19 protein-coding genes are annotated in these 20,453 nt (G+C 58.9%); 13 read left to right on the forward strand and 6 right to left on the reverse strand.

Going from position 1 to position 20,453, the window contains the following annotated elements; genetic code table 11:
* Position 1 precedes the first annotated feature (1 nt).
* The 5 genes from AC3ZVB_RS00915 (at position 2) to arfB (ending at position 5,298) form a co-directional block, all read left to right on the forward strand.
* Positions 2 to 193: a DUF1289 domain-containing protein gene (locus AC3ZVB_RS00915; protein WP_162436834.1), complete on the forward strand. Its 192-nt coding sequence runs from the start codon at positions 2 to 4 to the stop codon at positions 191 to 193.
* A gap of 157 nt (positions 194 to 350) precedes the next feature.
* Positions 351 to 1,634, forward strand: a complete 1,284-nt coding sequence (gene rluB, locus AC3ZVB_RS00920; RefSeq protein ID WP_194690673.1) for a 23S rRNA pseudouridine(2605) synthase RluB — start codon at positions 351 to 353, stop codon at positions 1,632 to 1,634.
* An 858-nt stretch (positions 1,635 to 2,492) separates the two neighbouring features.
* On the forward strand, positions 2,493 to 3,911 hold the full coding sequence (locus tag AC3ZVB_RS00925) for an amino acid permease (RefSeq protein ID WP_162440434.1): 1,419 nt from the start codon (positions 2,493 to 2,495) through the stop codon (positions 3,909 to 3,911).
* A 108-nt stretch (positions 3,912 to 4,019) separates the two neighbouring features.
* A complete protein-coding gene (locus AC3ZVB_RS00930) occupies positions 4,020 to 4,715 on the forward strand; it encodes a pentapeptide repeat-containing protein (RefSeq protein ID WP_490145543.1) in 696 nt (231 codons plus the stop codon).
* A 169-nt stretch (positions 4,716 to 4,884) separates the two neighbouring features.
* Positions 4,885 to 5,298 carry an alternative ribosome rescue aminoacyl-tRNA hydrolase ArfB gene (arfB, locus tag AC3ZVB_RS00935; protein ID WP_123434006.1) on the forward strand — a complete coding sequence of 138 codons (414 nt, stop codon included), beginning with the start codon at positions 4,885 to 4,887 and terminating at the stop codon, positions 5,296 to 5,298.
* Here the strand turns inward: arfB and AC3ZVB_RS00940 are convergent.
* The 6 genes from AC3ZVB_RS00940 to phhA form a co-directional block, all read right to left on the reverse strand.
* On the reverse strand, positions 5,295 to 6,509 hold the full coding sequence (locus tag AC3ZVB_RS00940; RefSeq protein ID WP_490145544.1) for an MFS transporter: 1,215 nt from the start codon (positions 6,507 to 6,509) through the stop codon (positions 5,295 to 5,297). The two genes, arfB and AC3ZVB_RS00940, sit on opposite strands and share 4 nt — an antisense overlap.
* 102 nt (positions 6,510 to 6,611) lie before the next feature.
* A complete protein-coding gene (locus AC3ZVB_RS00945; protein ID WP_162440431.1) occupies positions 6,612 to 6,794 on the reverse strand; it encodes a hypothetical protein in 183 nt (60 codons plus the stop codon).
* Positions 6,795 to 6,866: 72 nt separating this feature from the next.
* Positions 6,867 to 6,998 carry a hypothetical protein gene (locus tag AC3ZVB_RS00950; protein ID WP_268932884.1) on the reverse strand — a complete coding sequence of 44 codons (132 nt, stop codon included), beginning with the start codon at positions 6,996 to 6,998 and terminating at the stop codon, positions 6,867 to 6,869.
* A gap of 303 nt (positions 6,999 to 7,301) precedes the next feature.
* Positions 7,302 to 8,495, reverse strand: coding sequence for an amino acid aminotransferase (locus tag AC3ZVB_RS00955; protein WP_490145545.1), 1,194 nt, complete (start codon positions 8,493 to 8,495; stop codon positions 7,302 to 7,304).
* Positions 8,495 to 8,851 (reverse strand): 4a-hydroxytetrahydrobiopterin dehydratase, encoded by a 357-nt coding sequence (locus AC3ZVB_RS00960; protein ID WP_162440429.1) that lies wholly within the window; start codon positions 8,849 to 8,851, stop codon positions 8,495 to 8,497. The genes AC3ZVB_RS00955 and AC3ZVB_RS00960 overlap by 1 nt, the downstream gene beginning before the upstream one ends.
* A gap of 69 nt (positions 8,852 to 8,920) precedes the next feature.
* Positions 8,921 to 9,712 carry a phenylalanine 4-monooxygenase gene (gene phhA, locus AC3ZVB_RS00965; protein WP_162440428.1) on the reverse strand — a complete coding sequence of 264 codons (792 nt, stop codon included), beginning with the start codon at positions 9,710 to 9,712 and terminating at the stop codon, positions 8,921 to 8,923.
* 371 nt (positions 9,713 to 10,083) lie between these two features.
* Here phhA and AC3ZVB_RS00970 point away from each other — a divergent pair, with 371 nt between their 5' ends.
* From AC3ZVB_RS00970 to AC3ZVB_RS01005, 8 genes are all read left to right on the forward strand, one after another.
* The gene (locus tag AC3ZVB_RS00970) at positions 10,084 to 11,649 is read left to right on the forward strand and encodes a sigma-54-dependent transcriptional regulator (protein WP_194690668.1); all 1,566 of its coding nucleotides are present in this window, start codon (positions 10,084 to 10,086) and stop codon (positions 11,647 to 11,649) included.
* A 230-nt stretch (positions 11,650 to 11,879) separates the two neighbouring features.
* Entirely contained in the window at positions 11,880 to 12,620 is a 741-nt protein-coding gene (locus AC3ZVB_RS00975) for a flagellar basal body rod protein FlgF (RefSeq protein ID WP_162440426.1), read from the forward strand.
* Positions 12,621 to 12,665: 45 nt separating this feature from the next.
* On the forward strand, positions 12,666 to 13,451 hold the full coding sequence (gene flgG / locus AC3ZVB_RS00980; protein ID WP_045058874.1) for a flagellar basal-body rod protein FlgG: 786 nt from the start codon (positions 12,666 to 12,668) through the stop codon (positions 13,449 to 13,451).
* A 52-nt stretch (positions 13,452 to 13,503) separates the two neighbouring features.
* Positions 13,504 to 14,199: a flagellar basal body L-ring protein FlgH gene (flgH, locus tag AC3ZVB_RS00985; RefSeq protein ID WP_162440425.1), complete on the forward strand. Its 696-nt coding sequence runs from the start codon at positions 13,504 to 13,506 to the stop codon at positions 14,197 to 14,199.
* A gap of 6 nt (positions 14,200 to 14,205) precedes the next feature.
* A complete protein-coding gene (locus AC3ZVB_RS00990; protein ID WP_162440436.1) occupies positions 14,206 to 15,315 on the forward strand; it encodes a flagellar basal body P-ring protein FlgI in 1,110 nt (369 codons plus the stop codon).
* Between the two features lie 11 nt (positions 15,316 to 15,326).
* The gene (gene flgJ / locus AC3ZVB_RS00995) at positions 15,327 to 16,637 is read left to right on the forward strand and encodes a flagellar assembly peptidoglycan hydrolase FlgJ (RefSeq protein WP_490145546.1); all 1,311 of its coding nucleotides are present in this window, start codon (positions 15,327 to 15,329) and stop codon (positions 16,635 to 16,637) included.
* 23 nt (positions 16,638 to 16,660) lie between these two features.
* Positions 16,661 to 18,685 (forward strand): flagellar hook-associated protein FlgK, encoded by a 2,025-nt coding sequence (gene flgK, locus AC3ZVB_RS01000; protein WP_490145547.1) that lies wholly within the window; start codon positions 16,661 to 16,663, stop codon positions 18,683 to 18,685.
* 14 nt (positions 18,686 to 18,699) lie between these two features.
* Positions 18,700 to 20,289, forward strand: coding sequence for a flagellar hook-associated protein 3 (locus tag AC3ZVB_RS01005; protein WP_490145548.1), 1,590 nt, complete (start codon positions 18,700 to 18,702; stop codon positions 20,287 to 20,289).
* Positions 20,290 to 20,453: the final 164 nt, after the last annotated feature.

The following is a 20,453-nucleotide window of genomic DNA, read 5'->3' on the forward strand; positions in this document are numbered from 1 at the left end:
AATGAGCTCAACCAAAGACCCGTGCATCAGCATCTGCAAATTCACCGACGATATCTGCGTCGGCTGCGGTCGCAGCAAGCGCGAGATCAAAGCCTGGAAGAAACTCGACAAGGTCGACAAACGCTCGGTGCTCGCCGAAGCGGCACTGCGCTTGATCAAACTTGGCGTCACCGGTCGGCGGAAAAGCAAATAACCTTGCATCAATCAGCTAGTCTCTGATGCGCGAACGCTGTCATGAGCGTATGATTCGCGACCCTTCGGCGACTGCTTCGCCAAAGTACCCAGATTTACATCGCTTCAGGACGCTCAATTCAGGGCTTCCTGAACAGACCACACCGGGAGGTGCCCAGATGAGTATCAACGACCAGAAAGACGACCAGGAAATCGGCCCAGCAGGCGAAAAACTGCAGAAAGTCCTCGCCCGTATCGGCGTCGGCTCGCGCCGTGACGTAGAAGCCTGGATCAGCCACGGCCGCATCAAGGTCAATGGCAAAGACGCCACCCTCGGTCAGCGCGTCGACCTGCATGACGCCATCACCATCGATGGCAAGGTGATCAAGCGCGAAGAAGCCGCCGAGTCGGTACGCCGCGTGATCATGTACAACAAGCCCGACGGTGAGATCTGCACCCGTAACGACCCGGAAGGCCGTCCAACCGTATTCGACAAGATGCCGCGCCCGAAAGAAGGCCGCTGGATCAACATCGGTCGCCTGGACATCAACACCACCGGTCTGCTGATGTTTACCACCGACGGTGAACTCGCCAACCGCCTGATGCACCCGTCCTACGAAATGGACCGTGAATACGCGGTGCGTGTTCGTGGTGAAGTCGATGACGAGATGATCGAACGTTTGAAAGCGGGCGTCGTCCTCGAAGACGGTCCGGCCAAGTTCACCGACATCAAGCAGGCACCAGGAGGCGAAGGCTTCAACCACTGGTACCACTGCGTGGTGATGGAAGGTCGTAACCGCGAAGTTCGTCGTCTGTGGGAATCCCAGGGCCTGGTGGTCAGCCGCCTGAAGCGCGTGCGTTTCGGTCCGGTGTTCCTCAACTCCGATCTGCCGATGGGCCGCTGGCGCGAAATGAGCCAGTACGAAGTCGACATTTTGAGTGCTGAAGTGGGCTTGACCCCGGTGGCCATGCCGCAGATGAACGCCAAGAGCAAAGACAAGCTCGAGCGCATGCAGCGTAAATCGTCCCGTCCGATGGGCACTACCGAGCGCGTACGCACTCTGCGTCCTGCGGCAGGCGCACCGGCTGCCGGTCCGCGTCCAGCCCGTGAGCCGCATATCGAAGGCGAACGTCCTGCCCGCAAGCCGGCAGCACCGCGTGCCGATGGCGAGCGCGGTCCACGTACTCCGCGTCCGGCCAACGGTCGCACTGAGCGCGGCGAAGGTCGCGGCGCGCCAACGGGCGGTCGCAGCGATCGTGGGGCACCTGCTGGTCGTGGTGAATCAGGTCGCGGTACGCCAGTGGCGGATCGTCCGACCGATACCAAGCGTCCGGCCAAGCCAGCGCCGAAAAAACGCCCAGGCATCGTTCTGGTCGACAAGGACGCGCCATCGGGCAAGCGTCGTGGTGCACCGGCCGGTTCGGGCCAGCGTCCGGGCTTCGGTCGTCGCAAGCCTGAGTAATCGGTGAGCGGTACATGAAAAACGCCAACCTTCGGGTTGGCGTTTTTTTTTGCCGCCTTTAATGATGTGGTGAATTCAAGGGCCTCTACGCGAGCAAGCCCACTCCCACGTTCATTCAAGATGTCCCAGAGAGTGCTTGCGCCCATTCACCCTATGGGAGCCAAGCTTGCTCGCGATGGCGCCTGCGGCCATTCCACCCAGTTCCAGAATGGAAATCCTGCGTTACGGCCTGTAACGAAAAACTTACGAAATTCCCCGATTCGTCCAGCGCAATCGACACGTCCTCGATTCTGTAAGGAATTCCTTCCGTCGGGCGCTTCCATGCCCCCTCGCCAGCGCTCTGGCCCGCTTGTTTCAGCCTCCATAGAAGGATCAGATGCGCCCCATGCCTGCCGTGCAGGTGCATAAAAACAAGGAGGCGCAATGAACGCCGCGATCCATCTTCATCTCCCCAAGGGACGTTTTCTTACCGTTCCCGTCGATGACCCGCAAAGGTCTGACTCAATTTTTGCATCCGCCCGGCAGCTCCGAGGCGGACACACGCAATCCCGGCAACCGACACGCTGATCCTGTGATGTCTGGCAGCAGGGGGTTACAGGTGTACAATGCGCCGCGTTTTAACTGTGACCTCCTGCGCATCTGCGCAAACCTCAGGGCTATCCGCCTTGTTCACTCCGCTGCGCCACAAGCGTGTCGGGTTCGATTTCGTCACAGATAAAAACAAACAGGTGACGCATGAACGTTGTAAATACGCTGAACTCCTGGTGCCTGCGCTGGGGTTTGATCGGTGCTGCTTGAAATCGCAACTGAGCAGCATCGTCTACTGAACATCATCAAACCTTGCGTGAGACCCTTTTCATGAGTGGACAAAACTCGCATTCAGGCGAGCTGAAGCGCGGCCTGAAAAATCGCCACATTCAATTGATCGCCCTCGGTGGCGCCATCGGTACCGGTTTGTTTCTGGGCTCGGCCGGCGTGCTGAAATCTGCTGGCCCGTCGATGATCCTCGGCTATGCCATCTGCGGCTTCATCGCTTTCATGATCATGCGCCAACTGGGCGAAATGATCGTCGAAGAGCCGGTGGCCGGTTCTTTCAGCCACTTTGCTCACAAGTATTGGGGTGGTTTCGCCGGCTTCCTGTCGGGCTGGAACTGCTGGATTCTGTACATCCTGGTGGGCATGTCGGAGCTGACTGCGGTCGGCAAGTACATTCACTATTGGGCGCCGGACATCCCGACCTGGGTCTCTGCTGCCGGATTCTTCGTACTGATCAACCTGATCAACCTGGCGAACGTCAAAGTCTTTGGCGAGGCCGAGTTCTGGTTCGCGATCATCAAAGTCGTGGCCATCGTCGGCATGATTGCGCTGGGCAGCTACCTGCTGGTCAGCGGCAACGGCGGTCCCCAGGCATCGGTGACCAACCTGTGGGCCCATGGCGGCTTTTTCCCGAACGGGATTAGCGGTCTGGTCATGGCCATGGCGATCATCATGTTCTCATTCGGCGGTCTGGAAATGCTCGGTTTCACCGCAGCAGAAGCCGACAAGCCGAAAACCGTGATCCCGAAAGCCATCAACCAAGTGATCTACAGGATCCTGATTTTCTACATCGGCGCACTGGTCATTCTTTTGTCGCTGACACCATGGGACAGCCTGCTGGCCACCCTGAATGCTTCCGGCGATTCCTACAGCGGCAGCCCGTTCGTTCAGGTGTTCTCGATGCTTGGCAGCAGCACTGCCGCGCACATCCTGAACTTTGTCGTGCTGACCGCTGCATTGTCGGTCTACAACAGCGGTACCTACTGCAACAGCCGTATGTTGCTGGGCATGGCCGAGCAGGGTGATGCGCCCAAGGCCCTGGCGAAGATCGACAAGCGAGGCGTGCCTGTACGCTCGATCCTGGCTTCGGCAGCGGTGACATTGATCGCCGTACTGCTGAACTACCTGATCCCGCACAGCGCGCTTGAGCTGTTGATGTCGCTGGTAGTGGCCACCCTGGTCATCAACTGGGCGATGATCAGCTTCTCGCACTTCAAGTTCCGCCAGCACATGAACAAGACCCAACAAACGCCGCTGTTCAAGGCGCTGTGGTACCCCTACGGTAACTACATCTGCCTGGCGTTCGTGGTGTTCATCCTGGGTGTGATGCTGCTGATTCCGGGTATCCAGATCTCGGTCTACGCGATACCGGTGTGGGTTGCGTTCATGTGGATCTGCTACGGCATCAAAAACAAGCGTCGTAACCACGGCGCTGCGATGACCGGCTCCGTGATCAAGTAGGAGACGGATGACAACAAAAGAGCCGGCGTCTGCCGGCTTTTTTGTCTGCGGTCCTACAAGAGGTGACGATAGACTGCTCAAGCCAGAAATACAGGACAGGAGGCAAGCATGAGCGAAGAACAAACGCACTACGAAATAGAAGGCGGCCTGTTGGGTCGTGAGGACGTTCAGGCGGCGATTGATCATCACGGCTTGCCGCTGCGCTTCATCGGTGTGGACTTCACCGATGCCGATTTGTCGCGGTTGGTACTGGATCACTGCGAGTTCCATCGCTGTACCTTGCTCCGCAGTCAGTTTCTAGGGGCTCGTCTGGAGGGCACAACGTGGAAAGGGTGCCGGGGGGCACACGGGGTTTTCGAAGCCGCGCACTTGCTTGAGGCATCGTTCGGCAATTGTGATCTGAACAATACGAGCTGGCAGCGAGCTAAGTTGGCGCAAGTCGAGTTCAACGGCTGCAAGCTGACCGGCGCCAACTTCAGTCACTGTTCGGGTCTGGGGCTTTCGTTCAACGAGACGCGACTCAACAGTGCTTTTTTGCCGGGGATGTCCTTTGCCAGAAGCACGCTGAACAACCTGGATTTTTCTGAAGCGGACCTGAGTGATGCGGACTTTCGCAAAGCAGAGTTTGTTGATTGCAGCCTCGCCCATGCCCGTATCGATGGCGCGACATTCGCCGGTGCGGATTTGCGCGGTGCCGATTTGAGCGGCTTTCGACTCAATGATGCGAAACTGTTCAAGGGCGCCGTGATTTCTCGCGCACAAGCCTCGATGCTGCTGTCGGAGCTGGGTTTATCTGTTGCGTAGCAATTATTACTCGCAGGAGCTCGAGCGAAGCAAGGCTGTTATCTTTTGATCCCGCATTTCAGCGATATCGGGAGAAAATCAGGATCAAAAATCGCAGCCTGCGGCAGCTCCTGCAAGGGCACTCCTTCATTCGCGGTATCCTGCATGTTCTGAATACGGACGCTTTTCCATGCTGGTGATTTCCAACAACGTGCATCTGCCGGATGCCGAGATCGAGTTGACAGCCATCCGCGCCCAGGGCGCCGGTGGACAGAACGTCAACAAGGTTTCCAGCGCCATGCACCTGCGCTTCGACATCCCGGCCTCGTCTTTGCCCGAGTTCTACAAAGAACGCCTGCTGGCGCTGCGTGACAGTCGCATCACCAGCGAAGGCGTGTTGATCATCAAGGCCCAGCAATACCGGACACAGGAGGCCAATCGCGCCGACGCGCTGGAGCGGTTGATCGAGTTGATACTCAGCGCCACCAAGGTCGAAAAGAAACGCCGGCCGACCAAGCCGACGCTGGGCTCGAAGAAGCGTCGACTGGAATCCAAAACCAAGCGCGGCAGCATCAAGGCCGGGCGAGGGAAGGTCGATTTCTAGGGAGTGCCACGCTCTTCACGGTACTTTTCATTCAGGTGCCTGGGCGCCTGGCGGTACAGGTAAACACTCAAGCCCAAACCACTTAACGCGGCAATGGCAGCGAACAGGAAGATCGAGGCAAAACCGAAACCTGCTGCAATCGCACCCGCCAACGGTCCGGTAATCCCTAACGACAAGTCGATGAACAGCGAGTAAGCACCGACCGCTGCCCCACGGCTTGAGGCCGGAACCAGGTTCACCGCTTCTACGCCAAGCGCCGGGAATACCAGCGAAAAGCCGAACCCACTCAGTGCTGCGCCGGCCAATGCCCAGTGGGCGTCCGGCGCCAACCACAGCAGCAGCAAGCCCAGGGTTTCCACCGAGAGACAGGCAATCGCCACGCGAAAGCCACCGAGGCGATTGATCAGATTGCCGAACAGCAATCGTGCACCAATGAAACTGGCGCCGAACAGGCTCAGGCAAAGCACCGCGTTGTCCCAGTGTTGCGTGGCGTAATACAGGGTAATGAACGTGGCGATGGTGCCGAACCCGATCGAGCCCAGCGCCAGACCGCAGCCATGGGGCAACACCCGACCCAGTACGTGCATGAACGGCAAGCGCTCGCCGACGACAATCGGCGCGGCGGTTTTTGGCCAGGCCAGCGCCAGGCCGAGGATGGCCAGCAGCACGATGCTCACGCCCATGCTCCACAGGCCCCACTCCCTCACCAGCAACACGCCCAGCGGCGCGCCGACGGCCAGTGCGCCGTAGCTGGCGATGCCGTTCCAGGAAATCACTTTCGCGGTGTTCGCTGCGCCGACGCGACCAATGCCCCAGCCAATCGATCCCGAGCCCACCAGGCTTTCTGCGCTGCCGAGGACCAGGCGACCGATCAGCAAACTGACGAGGCTAAGCGCCGGCAGACTTTGAGTCCACGCCGAGATCAGCATGAACACCCCACTCAAACCACAACCGGCGAGGCCATACATCACCGCCAGTTTGCTGCCTTTGTTATCGATGATCTTCCCGGCATACGGCCGGCTGAGCAGGGTGGCGAGGTATTGCACGCTGATCACCAGGCCGGCGATCACGGCGCCGAAACCCAGGTCGCTGTGGACGTAGCCAGGCAACACCGCCAAGGGAATGCCGATATTCAGGTAGCCAATAAAGGTGAACAGAACGATGGAGACAACTTGCAGCGTGACCGCCAGGGGGCGCTGGTTTTCAGACATGGGTAAAGGTCCACGGGAAAGCAGGATAGATAGGCAGCTTATGATAGCGGCGCGAGCGGCCGCAGGTCGTGAAAAAGTAAAACTATTTGCCGGATGGGCTGATCAGGGTTTGGCAGGTGCAACCAGTTGCGTCGTGACCAGGGCGGCCAAGGCATTTTCTTCGCTGCCGAAACGGGCTAGCAGGGCGGCTTGTTTTTCGGGGGAGAGGCGATTCCAGATCTCGATCATTTTCTCGGCGGTGCCGATCAATGCGCTGGCTTGCTCTTCGCTGAATTCGTCAGACATGGGGGGCTCGGGTTTCAGGCAGTGTGGAAAGCGCATGTTAGCGCTTTCCACACGGTCTGGTAGTGCGGTGTATCAGTCTTCGCTGTCAGCCTTGCGACTGTCAGTGGCTTCTTTCGGCTCGGGCTGTTGGGCGCCGGCTTGTTGCGTGGTTGTCTGCTCAGTTTCGTGCAGGCTTGGGAAGGGGAGATTAGGGATCTCGTGCATGGTTCGCGCTCCTCGCAAAGTCTGTTGATAGATCTGGTAGATCCGCGCTTTTACAAAGCTTGCGCAGGATACAGCAGGAGAAATGACAAATAGACTTTTATATGGGATTTCTGCGACAGATGGCCGCAGCCGGGAACTTAATTGAGACCGGATGTCGCGAGGGAGAGCTTGCTGCCGCTGGGCTGCGAAGCGGCCCCATTGCCAGGCAACGCGGTGCAACAGATTCATCGAAGGTGCATTTACGACTGCTGCGCAGCCGAGCGGTAGCAAGCTCCCTCACAAGGGAGCTTGCTGTTACTCAAGCTACTTGCAGACCTCGGCAATCGCCTCGGCTAACAGGTCCAGGCGCGTAGCGTCTATACCTGCCACGTTCGCCCGGCCAGTACCGACCATGTAGACGCTGTGGTGATCACGCAGGTTCTTCACCTGCTCAGGCGTCAAGCCGGTGTAGGAGAACATCCCGCGTTGCACCCCAATGTGCGCGAAACGTTCACGCAGTCCGTGAGGCTCAAGCGCTTCGACCAGGCCGCTGCGCAGTTGGGCGATGCGCAGGCGCATGGCCTCCACTTCGTCGGCCCACAGGCTTTTCAGTTCAGGATCACCAAGAATGGTCGCTACCACTGCAGCGCCATGATCTGGCGGCGTCGACCACAGGTTGCGGGCAATGTTGGCCAGCTGGCTGCGAACGTCCACCAATTTGTCAGCGGTTTTCGCACAGACAATCAGCGCGCCAGTGCGATCCCGATACAGGCCGAAGTTCTTTGAGCACGAACTGGTAATCAGCACCTCTGGCAACTCGGCAGCGAACAGCCGGGTCGACCAGGCATCCTGCTCCAGGCCATCGCCAAAACCCTGGTAGGCGAAGTCGATCAGCGGCAACAAATCGCGACTGCGCACGATGTCCAGCACGCGACGCCAGTCGTCATGGGACAGATCGAAGCCGGTCGGGTTGTGGCAGCAAGCATGCAGCAACACCACGTCGCCCATGGGCACTTCGTTAAGGACCGCCAGCATCGCCTCGACGTCGAGACGGTTATCCTTGCCGACGTAAGGGTAGTGGCTGACCTTGACCCCGGCTGTCGCGAAGATGGTTTCGTGAATCGGCCAGGTCGGATTGCTCAGCCACACGCCGCGCCCCGGAAGGCATTGGGCGATGAAGTCCGCGCTCAGGCGCAGTGCGCCAGTGCCACCCGGTGTCTGGGTCGCGCCGGCTCGTTGTTCCGAGATCAGCGCGGAATCCGCGCCCAGCACCAACTCGTTGATCGCTTTGCCAAACGCCGGCTCGCCATGACCACCGATATAGGTTTTGGTGGACTGACGGTCCACCAGTCGCGCCTCGGCCAGTTTCACCGCTTGCGGAATGGGCGTCAGGCCTTGGGCGTCTTTGTAGACACCCACGCCGAGGTCGAATTTGCGCGGATTCGGGTCCTGCGCATAGGCCTCCATCAAACCGAGAATCGGATCGCCGGGCACCCGGCCGATGGCGTCGAAATGCATTACTTGCGGCCCTCGGCGTCCTTGGCCACTTCGTCAGTGCGCGCGGCCATGATGAAGTCATTGCGGTGCAGGCCTTTGATGGAGTGGCTCCACCAGGTCACGGTGACTTTGCCCCATTCGGTCAGCAGGCCCGGGTGGTGACCTTCCGCCTCAGAGATCTCGCCGACCGCATTGGTAAACGCCAGTGCGTGCTTGAAATTCTTGAACAGGAAGACTTTTTCCAGCTGCATGATGCTGTCGCGAACTTCGATGTTCCAGTCTGGAATCTGCTTGATCAGTACCGGCAGTTCTTCATCGCTGACTTGAGGGGCGCCGGCTTGGCAGGCTTCGCAATGGGCTTGGTTCAGAGCGTTCATGGTGTGTTCCTGAATTCGATTCTTGTTGGAAATTACTATCTTTGCGCGCAAGTCGCGAGCGGGATCTACTCAGGCCGCTTTGGGCTTGGGCGGAAATTTCGGTGCGTGCAAACCAAGCTGCATGCCCTGCTGGACCATGCCCATGATGTCTTCGTGGGCGAGGTCGAACAGGCGCTTGAGATTCGGCAGGACAAAATACAGCGGCTGCAGAATGTCGATGCGGTAAGGCGTGCGCATGCATTCCAGAGGGTCGAAGGCTTGATGCTCAGGCTCGTCCGACAGGCAGTAAACCGTTTCTTTCGGCGAAGAGAGGATGCCGCCGCCATAGATTCGCTGGCCTTGAGGCGTGTCGACCAGGCCGAACTCGATGGTCATCCAGTAAAGACGCGCCAGGTACACGCGTTCTTCCTTGCTCGCCTGCAGGCCGAGTTTGCCGTAAGTGTGGGTAAATTCGGCGAACCAGGGATTGGTCAGCAGCGGACAGTGGCCAAAGATCTCATGGAAAATGTCCGGCTCCTGGAGGTAATCCAGTTCTTCACGGGTACGAATGAAGGTCGCGACGGGGAATTGCTTGTTGGCCAGCAATTCGAAAAACGTCTGGAAGGGAATCAGTGCCGGAACGCGGGCGACTTGCCAGCCGGTGGTTTCACCGAGGACCTTGTTGATTTCGCCGAGTTGAGGAATGCGGTCGTGGGGCAGACCGAGTTTTTCGATACCGTCCAGATACTCCTGGCACGCACGACCCTCGATCACTTTCAGTTGGCGAGTGATCAGCGTGTTCCACACCGCGTGTTCTTCGGCGGGGTAGTCGATAAAACCTTGCGCATCGGGCTCGCGAGCCACGTATTGCGTCTGCTTCATGCTGCTCTCCTGCTAGGGAATTTCGTTCTTGTTATGTCCAGCTATGGCGTTAGAAATACCCCATGGTGCGTGGCGATGCAGCAGCAGGTAGTAGTAGAAAGTAGGAAAATTCTTATCAAAACGTAAAGTTTTCGTTACGGATAACCTGCTGTGGCGCAGTTATTGAGTTTTTCGAGTTTGAAAAGCGCTTTAGGTGTCACATAATCTTGACGACTATCTGAGCGCTTAGTCAGAAAGGTCGGGCGCTAACCCTGTGGGAGCCAGCCTGCTGGCGATAGCGGTGTGTCATTCGACATCAACATCGACTGATGCGACGTCATCGCCAGCAGGCTGGCTCCCACAGGTCAATCATCGTTTATCAGGTCTTTCATATGCGTATCAAAGTCCACTGCCAGAACCGCATCGGCATTCTGCGCGACATTCTCAACCTGCTGGTGGAGTACGGGATCAACGTCGCTCGCGGCGAAGTGGGGGGTGAGCATGGGAATGCGATCTACCTGCACTGCCCAAACCTGATCAACCTCCAGTTCCAGGCGTTGCGTGCGAAATTTGAATCCATCGCCGGTGTATTTGGCGTCAAGCGTGTCGGGCTGATGCCCAGTGAGCGTCGGCACATGGAGCTCAATGCCTTGCTTGGTGCGCTGGAATTTCCGGTGTTGTCGATCGACATGGGCGGCTCGATTGTCGCGGCCAATCGTGCGGCGGCGCAGTTGCTCGGCGTGCGGGTGGACGAAGTGCCGGGCATTCCCTTGTCCCGTTACGCTGAGGATTTCGACCTGCCAGAACTGGTCCGCGCCAACAAGTCGCGGATCAACGGGTTGCGAGTGAAGGTAAAAGGCGATGTGTTCCTTGCGGACATCGCACCGCTGCAATCGGAACACGATGACAGCGAGGCCATGGCCGGTGCAGTACTCACGCTGCACCGTGCGGATCGGGTGGGCGAGCGCATCTACAACGTGCGCAAGCAGGAATTGCGTGGGTTCGACAGCATTTTCCAAAGTTCGAAAGTGATGGCCGCCGTGGTCCGCGAAGCCCGACGCATGGCGCCGCTGGATGCGCCACTCTTAATAGAAGGCGAAACCGGCACCGGCAAGGAGCTGCTGGCGCGGGCCTGCCACCTGGCCAGTCCACGGGGTCAATCGCCGCTGATGGCGCTCAACTGTGCCGGCCTGCCAGAGTCCATGGCCGAGACCGAACTGTTCGGCTACGGTCCCGGCGCCTTCGAGGGCGCGCGGGCTGAAGGCAAGCTCGGGCTGCTGGAATTGACGGCGGGCGGTACGTTGTTTCTCGATGGCGTCGGCGAAATGAGCCCGCGCTTGCAGGTGAAATTGCTGCGCTTCTTGCAGGACGGATGCTTCCGTCGTGTCGGCAGCGATGAAGAGGTTTACCTCGATGTGCGAGTGATTTGCGCGACCCAGGTGGATTTGTCCGAACTGTGCGCGCGCGGTGAGTTTCGCCAGGACCTGTACCACCGCTTGAATGTACTGTCTCTGCACATCCCGCCGCTGCGCGAGTGTCTGGATGGTCTGACGCCGCTGGTTGAGCACTTTCTTGATCAGGCCAGTCGGCAGATCGGCTGCCCGTTGCCGAAGTTGGCGCCAGCGGCCATGGAGCGTCTCAGTCATTACCATTGGCCCGGTAATGTGCGGCAGCTGGAGAACGTCTTGTTCCAGGCGGTTTCCCTGTGCGAAGGCGGCACCGTAAAGGCGGAACATATTCGTCTGCCGGACTATGGCGTGCGTCAGCCCCTGGGCGATTTTTCGCTGGAAGGCGGGTTGGACGAAATTGTCGGCCGGTTTGAAAAGGCAGTGCTGGAGCGCCTGTATTCCGAGCATCCAAGCAGCCGGCAGCTGGGCAAGCGGTTGGGGGTTTCGCACACCACGATTGCCAACAAGTTGCGTGAGTATGAGGTGGGTAAGGATTCGGGCCCTGCATAGATCTCGACAGCTGCTACAGGTACCACGCTGTTTTCACAGGGCCCGTTGCCGCGTAGCGGCATAACACCGCCGGTTTTTCGTCTTCTCTACATTCCTCCTTTCCTCGTAAAACCCCTCAAGTCCTTTGTTTGCCGGGTCCGGTGCCGCCAGAAAAAAGTTGGTCTGCAAATTGCTTATGGCTCAGCAGTACAGCAGTGGGCGGCAAACGTCCGGCATGCAGAGGAAAGAGTGTGGACAAGTACCTTTATGTAGCGATGACCGGCGCCAGCCAGAATGCATTGGCGCAAAAGGCTCATGCGAACAACCTGGCGAACATCTCCACCAACGGTTTTCAGAAAGACCTGGAGCAAGCGCGCTCGATGCCGGTGTTCGGCGACAGCTTTCCGGCGCGTGCGTTTGCCATGTCCGAGCGTCCGGCCACCGATTTCTCCGCCGGCTCCCTGGTGGAAACCGGTCGTGATCTCGATGTGGCGGTTCAGGGCAATGGCTGGATCGCCGTGCAGAACCCGGATGGTGGTGAAAGCTATGTGCGCACCGGCAGCCTGAACGTTGACGCCCTTGGCGTGCTGCGGGCCGGTAACGGTATGCCGGTGATGGGCAACGGTGGACCGATTGCCGTGCCGCCCGAGCAACAGATCGAAGTCGGCGAAGATGGCACCATCAGCATCCGCGCGATGGGCGAAGGCCCGCGAGTGATGGCCGAAGTCGACCGCATCAAGCTGGTCAACCCTGATTTCAAGAACATGACCAAAGGCCTGGATGGTTCGATCCATACCAAGGACGGCAAGCCGGCTCAGGCCGATGCCGGCGTGAAACTGGTGTCCGGTTTCCTCGAGTCGAGCAACGTCAATGCCGTCGAGGAAATGACCTCGGTGCTGGCGCTGGCCAAGCAATTCGAATTGCACATCAAGATGATGAACACCGCCAAAGAAGACGACCAGGCCATGGCTCGGGTCTTGCAGATCAGCTAATTACCAGAACGTCGCGCCGTAAAACAGGCGCACGAGGAGAATCGAATGCTTCCGGCTCTATGGGTTGCCAAAACAGGTCTGTCCGCCCAGGACACCAACCTGACCACCATTTCCAACAACCTGGCCAACGTGTCGACCACGGGTTTCAAACGTGACCGCGCCGAATTCCAGGACCTGCTCTATCAGATCAAACGCCAGCCAGGCGCCCAGTCGACCCAGGACAGCGAACTGCCGTCAGGTCTGCAAGTGGGTACCGGTGTGCGCATCGTCGGCACCCAGAAAAACTTTACCGCCGGCAGCCTGCAAACCACCGAGCAACCACTGGACATGGCCATCGACGGTCGCGGTTTCTTCCAGATTCTGCAGCCGGACGGCACCACGTCCTATACCCGTGACGGTACATTCCATCTGGACTCCAACGGCCAGATCGTCAACGCCAGCGGTTTCGCCCTGGAGCCGGCCATTGTCATCCCGAACGACGCCCAGACCTTCACGGTCGGTCGCGACGGTACCGTGTCCGTCACCGTTCCCGGCAACGCCGCGTCCCAGGTGATCGGCAACCTGCAAACCGCCGACTTCATCAACCCGGCCGGCCTGCAAGCCGTGGGTAACAACCTGTTCCTGGAAACAGCTGCCAGTGGCGCGCCGCAAGTCGGTACGCCGGGCCTCGCCGGTTTCGGCACCACGCTGCAGAACACCCTGGAAACGTCCAACGTCAGCACCGTTGAGGAGATGGTCAACATGATCACCACCCAGCGCGCCTACGAGATGAACTCCAAGGTGATCTCCACCGCCGACCAGATGCTCTCGTTCGTAACGCAGAATCTGTAATCAAGTCTATGTGGCGACCATGAGGTCGCCTGCAACACCGTGAGGTAGGGTCATGAATCGCTTTGTATCTGTTCTGGCACTGAGTGGGATCACCGCGCTCGCGGGCTGCGTCGCCCCGACGCCCAAGCCCAATGACCCTTATTACGCTCCGGTGTTGCCGCGCACGCCGCTGCCGGCTGCCGCCAATAACGGCTCGATCTACCAGGCCGGTTTCGAACAGAACCTGTACAGCGACCGCAAGGCTTTCCGGGTCGGTGACATCATTACCATCACCTTGAACGAGCGGACACAGGCGAGCAAAAACGCCAACTCGCAGGTGGGCAAGACCAGCAAGACCGACATCGGGCTGAGCTCGTTTTTCGGTGGTGGCCTGAGCACCAATGACCCGGTGGGGGGGGGTGACCTGAGCCTGGACGTCGGTTATGCCGGCGACCGCGCCACCAAGGGCGATAGCAAGTCGGGGCAGAGCAACAGCCTGACCGGTTCGATCACCGTGACCGTTGCCGACGTGCTGCCAAACGGCATCATCGCCGTGCGCGGCGAGAAGTGGCTGACCCTCAACACCGGCGATGAGCTGGTGCGGATCGCCGGCATGGTTCGGGCCGATGACATCGCCACCGACAACACCGTTTCCTCGACCCGTGTCGCCGATGCACGCATCACCTACTCGGGCACCGGTGCCTTTGCCGATGCGAGTCAGCCAGGCTGGTTCGACCGTTTCTTCCTCAGCCCGCTGTTCCCTTTCTAGGTGGCCATCTTGAATCTTAAACACCTGACGGTGGCCGCCCTTTTGTTGTCCGCAGCCTTCAGCGCTCAAGCCGAGCGGCTGAAGGACATCGCCAGTATTTCCGGCGTGCGTTCCAACCAATTGATCGGTTACGGCCTGGTGGTCGGGCTCAACGGTACCGGTGACCAGACGACACAGACCCCGTTCACCCTGCAGACCTTCAACAACATGCTCTCGCAGTTCGGCATCAAGGTGCCGCCGGGTTCGGGCAACGTGCAGTTGAAGAACGTCGCCGCGGTGTCGATCAGCGCCGATTTGCCTGCCTTCGCCAAGCCCGGTCAGCAGGTTGATATCACCGTATCGTCCATCGGTAACTCCAAGAGCCTGCGTGGCGGCACCTTGCTGCTGACACCGCTTAAAGGGATCGACGGTAATGTCTACGCCATCGCCCAGGGCAACCTGGTGGTGGGTGGTTTCGATGCGGAAGGTCGCGATGGTTCGAAGATCACCGTCAACGTCCCGTCGGCCGGTCGCATCCCTGGCGGTGCGTCGGTTGAGCGCTCGGTGCCGAGCGGCTTCAATCAGGGCAACAGCCTGACCCTGAACCTTAATCGTTCGGACTTCACCACGGCGAAGCGCATCGTCGACAAGATCAACAACATGCTCGGCCCTGGCGTCGCCCAGGCCATCGACGGCGGTTCGATTCGCGTCAGTGCGCCACTGGACCCGAGCCAGCGTGTCGACTACCTGTCGATCATCGAAAACCTCGAAGTCGATCCTGGTCAGGCAGTGGCGAAAGTCATCATCAATTCCCGCACGGGCACTATCGTGATCGGCCAGAACGTCAAGGTTTCCCCGGCGGCCGTGACGCACGGCAGCCTGACCGTGACCATTACCGAAGACCCGATCGTCAGCCAACCCGGCCCTCTGTCCAATGGTCAGACGGCGGTCGTGCCGCGCTCGCGAGTCAACGCCCAGCAGGAAGCCAAGCCGATGTTCAAATTCGGCCCGGGCACCACCCTCGATGAAATCGTTCGCGCGGTTAACCAGGTCGGCGCGGCACCGGGTGACTTGATGGCGATCCTCGAAGCATTGAAACAGGCCGGCGCGTTGCAAGCCGATCTGATCGTGATCTGAGAACGGCGACCATGGATATGTTCAAGAGCGGTCTGGTCAGCAGCAGCGACTCGGGTTCCTATTCGGACCTGAATCGACTGAATCAGCTCAAGGTCGGCGACAAGAACAGCGATGGCAACATGCGCAAGGTTGCGCAGGAGTTCGAGTCGCTGTTCCTCGGAGAAATGCTCAAGTCCATGCGCTCCGCCACCAACACGCTGGGGCAGGACAACCCGCTCAACACGCCTGAAGCCAAGCAGTACCAGGAAATGTACGACCAGCAGCTGGCTGTTTCCATGTCCCGCGAGGGTGGTGGTATCGGTCTGGCCGACGTGTTGATGCGCCAGATGTCGAAGAACAAACCGATGGCGCCGGGTGAGGCGGCGGCTGCGTCCGCCGCCAAGCAGGCCGAAGCGAAAGCTGCCGTGGAAACGCCGATTGCTGCCGGCACGGTTGCCACCAATGGGCCGTTGTCACGCCTCAATGGCCAGCGCCCGCTGTGGGCTTCGCGCTCGATACATGCGCCGCAGGCTGCAGGCGAGGGCGCACACCGCAACGACATGGCGTTGATCAATCAGCGTCGATTGGCGTTGCCACCGAAACTGGCGGATCGCTTGCTCGCGGGACTGGTGCCGTCGGCATCGACTCCGGCATCGGCTCCGGCGGCGACAGCCACCTCGGCGATCAACAAAATCGAAGTGCCGCCAACCAGCACCACTGGTTCCGGCTCGCTCTATAACGGCGATTGGCTGACGGCGCAGACCGAGGCGCCATCGACCGGCCGTCTGCAGATTTACGGCCGTGCCATGGCGCAGATTCCGCTGGCGCCGGCGAAGAAAGCCTTCAGCTCCGCCGACGAATTCGTCAATGCCATGCTGCCCATGGCCAAGGAAGCGGCCGATCGCATTGGTGTCGATCCACGCTACCTGGTGGCCCAGGCCGCGCTCGAAACCGGTTGGGGCAAATCGGTCATGCGCGCCCAGGATGGCAGCAGCAGTCACAACCTGTTCGGCATCAAGGCCAGCAGTAGCTGGAAGGGCGATTCGGCGCGGGCCATCACCAGTGAATTCAGGAATGGCGAGATGGTCAAGGAGACGGCGCAGTTCCGTTCCTACGACTCGTACAAGGACAGCTTCCACGACCTGGTGACGTTGTTGCAAAGCAACAATCGTTATCAAGATGTCGTGAAGTCGGCCGATAACCCGGAACAATTTGTACGCGAGTTGCAGAAGGCCGGTTATGCAACCGACCCGAACTACGCAAGCAAGATTTCGCAGATAGCCAAGCAGATGACGAGTTATCAGAACTACGCTGCGGCGGGCGTTTCCACCACGCCTATATAGGCACAAGGTATAAGGTCTGAACCATGAGTTTGCTCAATATCGGGATGTCGGGGCTCAACGCCAGTCAGGTGTCGTTGGCGACCGTCGGCAACAACATTGCCAACGCCAACACCGCCGGCTATTCACGCCAGCAGACCATCCAGAGCAGTAATACATCCAATCTGAGTGGCGGCGTGTTCATCGGCAGCGGTACGACCCTGGCGGACGTGCGTCGGGTCTACAACGCTTATCTCGATCAGCAGTTGCAGACCAGTACCTCGCTGAGTAATGACGCCAACGCCTACCTCGAGCAAGTGAACCCGCTCGACAAGCTCTTCTCCGACAAGACCACGGGGATCAGCGCGGTCTTGAGCAGCTTTTTTTCGTCAGTACAAACGTCTGCCGCTACGCCAAGCGACACGGCCGCCCGGCAACTGCTGCTGACCAATGCGCAAACGTTGAGCAACCGCTTCAACGCCTTAGCCTCGCAGATGCAACAGCAGAACGAGGGCATCAACAGCCAGCTGACGACGATGACCGAGAAGGTCAACCAGTTGACGTCCTCCATTGCCTCGCTGAACAAGCAGATTTCCCAGGCCAGCAGCTCGACCGGCAGCGGCCCGAGCAACTTGCTCGATGCGCGTAACGAAGCGGTTCGTACGCTCAACGAGCTGGTCGGCGTGACGGTTCAGGAACAGAACGGCAGTTACAACATCTCCTTGGGGACGGGGCAATCGCTGGTGTTGGGCAATACCTCCAACACCCTCACGACGGCCCGAACCGGGATCGACAAGAGTCAGTTGACCATTCAGGTCAACTCCCCGTCGTCAGTCACTGATGTGACCTCCGTTGTCAGCGGCGGCAAGATCGGTGGTTTGCTGCGCTATCGCGATGACGTGCTGGTCCCGGCAATGAATGACCTGGGCCGTACGGCGATTGTGGTTGCCGACAAGATCAACCGCCAGTTGGGGCAGGGGCTCGATGCCAATGGCGAGTTTGGTTCATCGCTGTTCTCCAGCATCAACAGCTTGACCGCTATCAGTCAGCGCAGCCTCGCGTCGTCGAACAACAGCACCGGTTCAGGCAACCTTGATGTCACGATCACCAACTCCAGTGCGCTGACGACCTTTGATTATCAGGTAACGTTTACTGCGGCGGACAAGTACACGGTCAAGCGCTCCGACGGCAAGGACATGGGGTCTTTCGACCTGTCCCCGGCGGCAGAAATCGACGGTTTCAAACTTGATCTGAACGGTGGCGGTCTGAGCGCGGGTGATTCGTTCAAGGTGATCCCGACCCGCACCGGCGCAAGCGCGATCACCACCCAGATGACCGACTCGAACAAGCTCGCCTTCGCCGGTGCGCTGGTTGCGACCAGTAACACGGGCAACGGCGGTACCGGTGCGCTGACTCCGCCGGCGTTGACCATTCCAATGGACATCTATGGCGGCGCGGACCTTGCTGCGCTGCAAGACGGCATCAAGAATTCCATGCCGGTGACGCTGACCTTCAAAGAGGCTGCAGGCGGAAGCCAGGGCTACGAAGTGTTCAACTCGAAAGGGCAGAGCATCGGCACCGGCACCATCGTGCCGGGCCAGGGCAATGACCTGACGATCAACGTACCGATACTCGATGCGTCGGGCGCCCCGATCGCGGGCAAGTCGTTCTCCTTCAACACCACGGTCAGTGGCTCGCCTTCGAAGAACGACAAGTACGAAGTCGCGTTCAACGTCGACGGCAAGAAAGACAACCGCAACGCCAACGAACTGTTGGGTTTGCAGACCAAGGCAACGGTCGGCGTCACTGGCGGCAACGCCGGCATGAGCATGACCACCGCCTACAGCCGACTGGTGGAACAGGTCGGCGCCAAGGCCAGTCAGGCCCTGGGTGACAGCACCGCCAGTGGCGCAATCCTGGCCCGGGCCAAGTCCGAAGTCGGTTCCGTGTCCCAGGTCAACCTGGATGACGAGGCCGCCGACCTGGTCAAGTTCCAGCAGTACTACACCGCGTCGTCGCAGATTATCAAGGCCGCGCAAGAAACCTTCAGCACGCTGATCAATAGTCTTTAAGGGAGTTTTCGACGATGCGTATTTCTACTGCCCAGTACTTTGAGACGAGTGCGGCCAAGTATCAGAATAATTTTTCTTCGGTGGTCAAGACTCAGGAACAGATCAGTTCTGGAGATCGCATTCAGACGGCTGGTGACGATCCTGTGGGCGCTGCGAAGCTGCTGATGCTGCAACAGCAGAAAGACATGCTGGGCCAATACAGCACCAACATCGGCAGTATCAAAAACACGCTGGCGAACGAAGAAAGCGTGCTGGATAGCATCAACACAGCGCTGCAGCGTGCTCGTGAGTTGACGCTGAGTGCGGGTGATGGTGGCAAGAGCGATGCGGATCGCAAATCGATCGCGGCAGAACTGGGCGAGATCGAAGCTAACGTCCTGAGTTTGCTCAATAGCAAGGACCCGTCCGGTAACTACTTGTTCGCGGGTTCGAAGACTACAACGCAACCTTATGTGCGCAACAACGACGGCACTTACACCTACCAGGGGGACGATACCCAACTCAGTCTGCAGATCTCGGACACCCTGTCTATTGCCACCAGTGACACCGGAAAGAGCATCCTCGAATCGGCGATCAATTCGGGACGCACCCAGGCAATCCTTGATCCGTCCAAGCCCAATGACGGCACGGTTTCAGTATCTGCCGGCCTGTTGACTTCCAATGCGGCCTACACCAAGAACTTCTCTGCCGGCGAGCCATACGAGCTGAAGTTTATTGACAGCACACACTTCAGCATCGCCGATAAAGACGGCAATGACGTGACTTCCGAGGTGTCCGGGAATGGCACCTTCGATTCGAAGAAAGAAGGCAGCGCCAGCATCAATTTGCGCGGCGTGCAATTCGATATCACGCTACGGCTCAAGGCTCCGGTTGATCCCGCGACTACGCTGCCGATGACGCCTGACGCTGAGGTCAAGGATCATATTTTCACGTTGGGCAGCAAGCCCGACAGCTTCAACGCATCCCGTACACCTAGCAACGCATCGACTGCGCAAGTCACGGGTTCCGGTGTTGCTGATCAAGCGGCCTACGTCAACGGGTTCCCCAGCAGCGGTGTGGTCGTCAAGTTCACCGATGCCACCAACTATAAGGTGTACGCCCAGCCGATGAGTGCAGACAGCAAGTCGATTGGCGATGGTGTGCTGACGGCGGGTTCGATCACGGTGGCGGGCGTCAAACTCGATTTCACAGGTACTCCAGGCGCTGACGACCAGTTCGTCGTGGGTGCCAGCGGCCATAAAACCCAGAGTGCGCTCGACACGTTGAGCCAGTTGCGCCAAGCGCTGGAAACGCCATCCGACGGTGATGTCATGGCGCAGATCAAGCTTAAGGACGCGTTGAATTCGGCCATTGGCAACCTGAACAACTCCAGTGAGCAAATCCTGAGTGTGCAGGGAGCAATCGGTGCGCGCTTGAACTCGGTGGATATTGCCAATACCGAGAACATCAGCCTCAGTCTATCCAATGCCAGTACCCAGGTAGCGATTGGTAGTACCGATATTGCAACCGCTTCGATCGACCTGGCCTTTCAGCAATCGCTGCTGCAGGCATCGCAATTGGCATTCGTGAAAATCTCTCAATTGAGCCTGTTCAACAAATTGTGATCCTCTCTTGATAGCCGGCACCCAGGTGTCGGCTATGTCTTCTTTATCCCTTCTTGACCCTTGAATCGGTGTTTTTTGTCATTCAGCAGGCGACTGATCGCTTGTTTGTGGCTGGATGTTTGGCACAAGGCACGCATAATGCGTGACCTGCGAGTCATAAAGCG

The organism is Pseudomonas sp. MDV22-iso1 (assembly GCF_058145095.1).

Bases quoted from the DNA above. Each gene is read 5' to 3' on its own strand.
- AC3ZVB_RS00915 (WP_162436834.1), top strand. From the start codon at position 2: ATGAGCTCAACCAAAGACCCGTGCATCAGCATCTGCAAATTCACCGAC.
- rluB (WP_194690673.1), top strand. From the start codon at position 351: ATGAGTATCAACGACCAGAAAGACGACCAGGAAATCGGCCCAGCAGGC.
- AC3ZVB_RS00925 (WP_162440434.1), top strand. From the start codon at position 2,493: ATGAGTGGACAAAACTCGCATTCAGGCGAGCTGAAGCGCGGCCTGAAA.
- AC3ZVB_RS00930 (WP_490145543.1), top strand. From the start codon at position 4,020: ATGAGCGAAGAACAAACGCACTACGAAATAGAAGGCGGCCTGTTGGGT.
- arfB (WP_123434006.1), top strand. From the start codon at position 4,885: ATGCTGGTGATTTCCAACAACGTGCATCTGCCGGATGCCGAGATCGAG.
- AC3ZVB_RS00940 (WP_490145544.1), bottom strand. From the start codon at position 6,509: ATGTCTGAAAACCAGCGCCCCCTGGCGGTCACGCTGCAAGTTGTCTCC.
- AC3ZVB_RS00945 (WP_162440431.1), bottom strand. From the start codon at position 6,794: ATGTCTGACGAATTCAGCGAAGAGCAAGCCAGCGCATTGATCGGCACC.
- AC3ZVB_RS00950 (WP_268932884.1), bottom strand. From the start codon at position 6,998: ATGCACGAGATCCCTAATCTCCCCTTCCCAAGCCTGCACGAAACTGAG.
- AC3ZVB_RS00955 (WP_490145545.1), bottom strand. From the start codon at position 8,495: ATGCATTTCGACGCCATCGGCCGGGTGCCCGGCGATCCGATTCTCGGT.
- AC3ZVB_RS00960 (WP_162440429.1), bottom strand. From the start codon at position 8,851: ATGAACGCTCTGAACCAAGCCCATTGCGAAGCCTGCCAAGCCGGCGCC.
- phhA (WP_162440428.1), bottom strand. From the start codon at position 9,712: ATGAAGCAGACGCAATACGTGGCTCGCGAGCCCGATGCGCAAGGTTTT.
- AC3ZVB_RS00970 (WP_194690668.1), top strand. From the start codon at position 10,084: ATGCGTATCAAAGTCCACTGCCAGAACCGCATCGGCATTCTGCGCGAC.
- flgG (WP_045058874.1), top strand. From the start codon at position 12,666: ATGCTTCCGGCTCTATGGGTTGCCAAAACAGGTCTGTCCGCCCAGGAC.
- flgH (WP_162440425.1), top strand. From the start codon at position 13,504: ATGAATCGCTTTGTATCTGTTCTGGCACTGAGTGGGATCACCGCGCTC.
- flgJ (WP_490145546.1), top strand. From the start codon at position 15,327: ATGGATATGTTCAAGAGCGGTCTGGTCAGCAGCAGCGACTCGGGTTCC.
- flgK (WP_490145547.1), top strand. From the start codon at position 16,661: ATGAGTTTGCTCAATATCGGGATGTCGGGGCTCAACGCCAGTCAGGTG.
- AC3ZVB_RS01005 (WP_490145548.1), top strand. From the start codon at position 18,700: ATGCGTATTTCTACTGCCCAGTACTTTGAGACGAGTGCGGCCAAGTAT.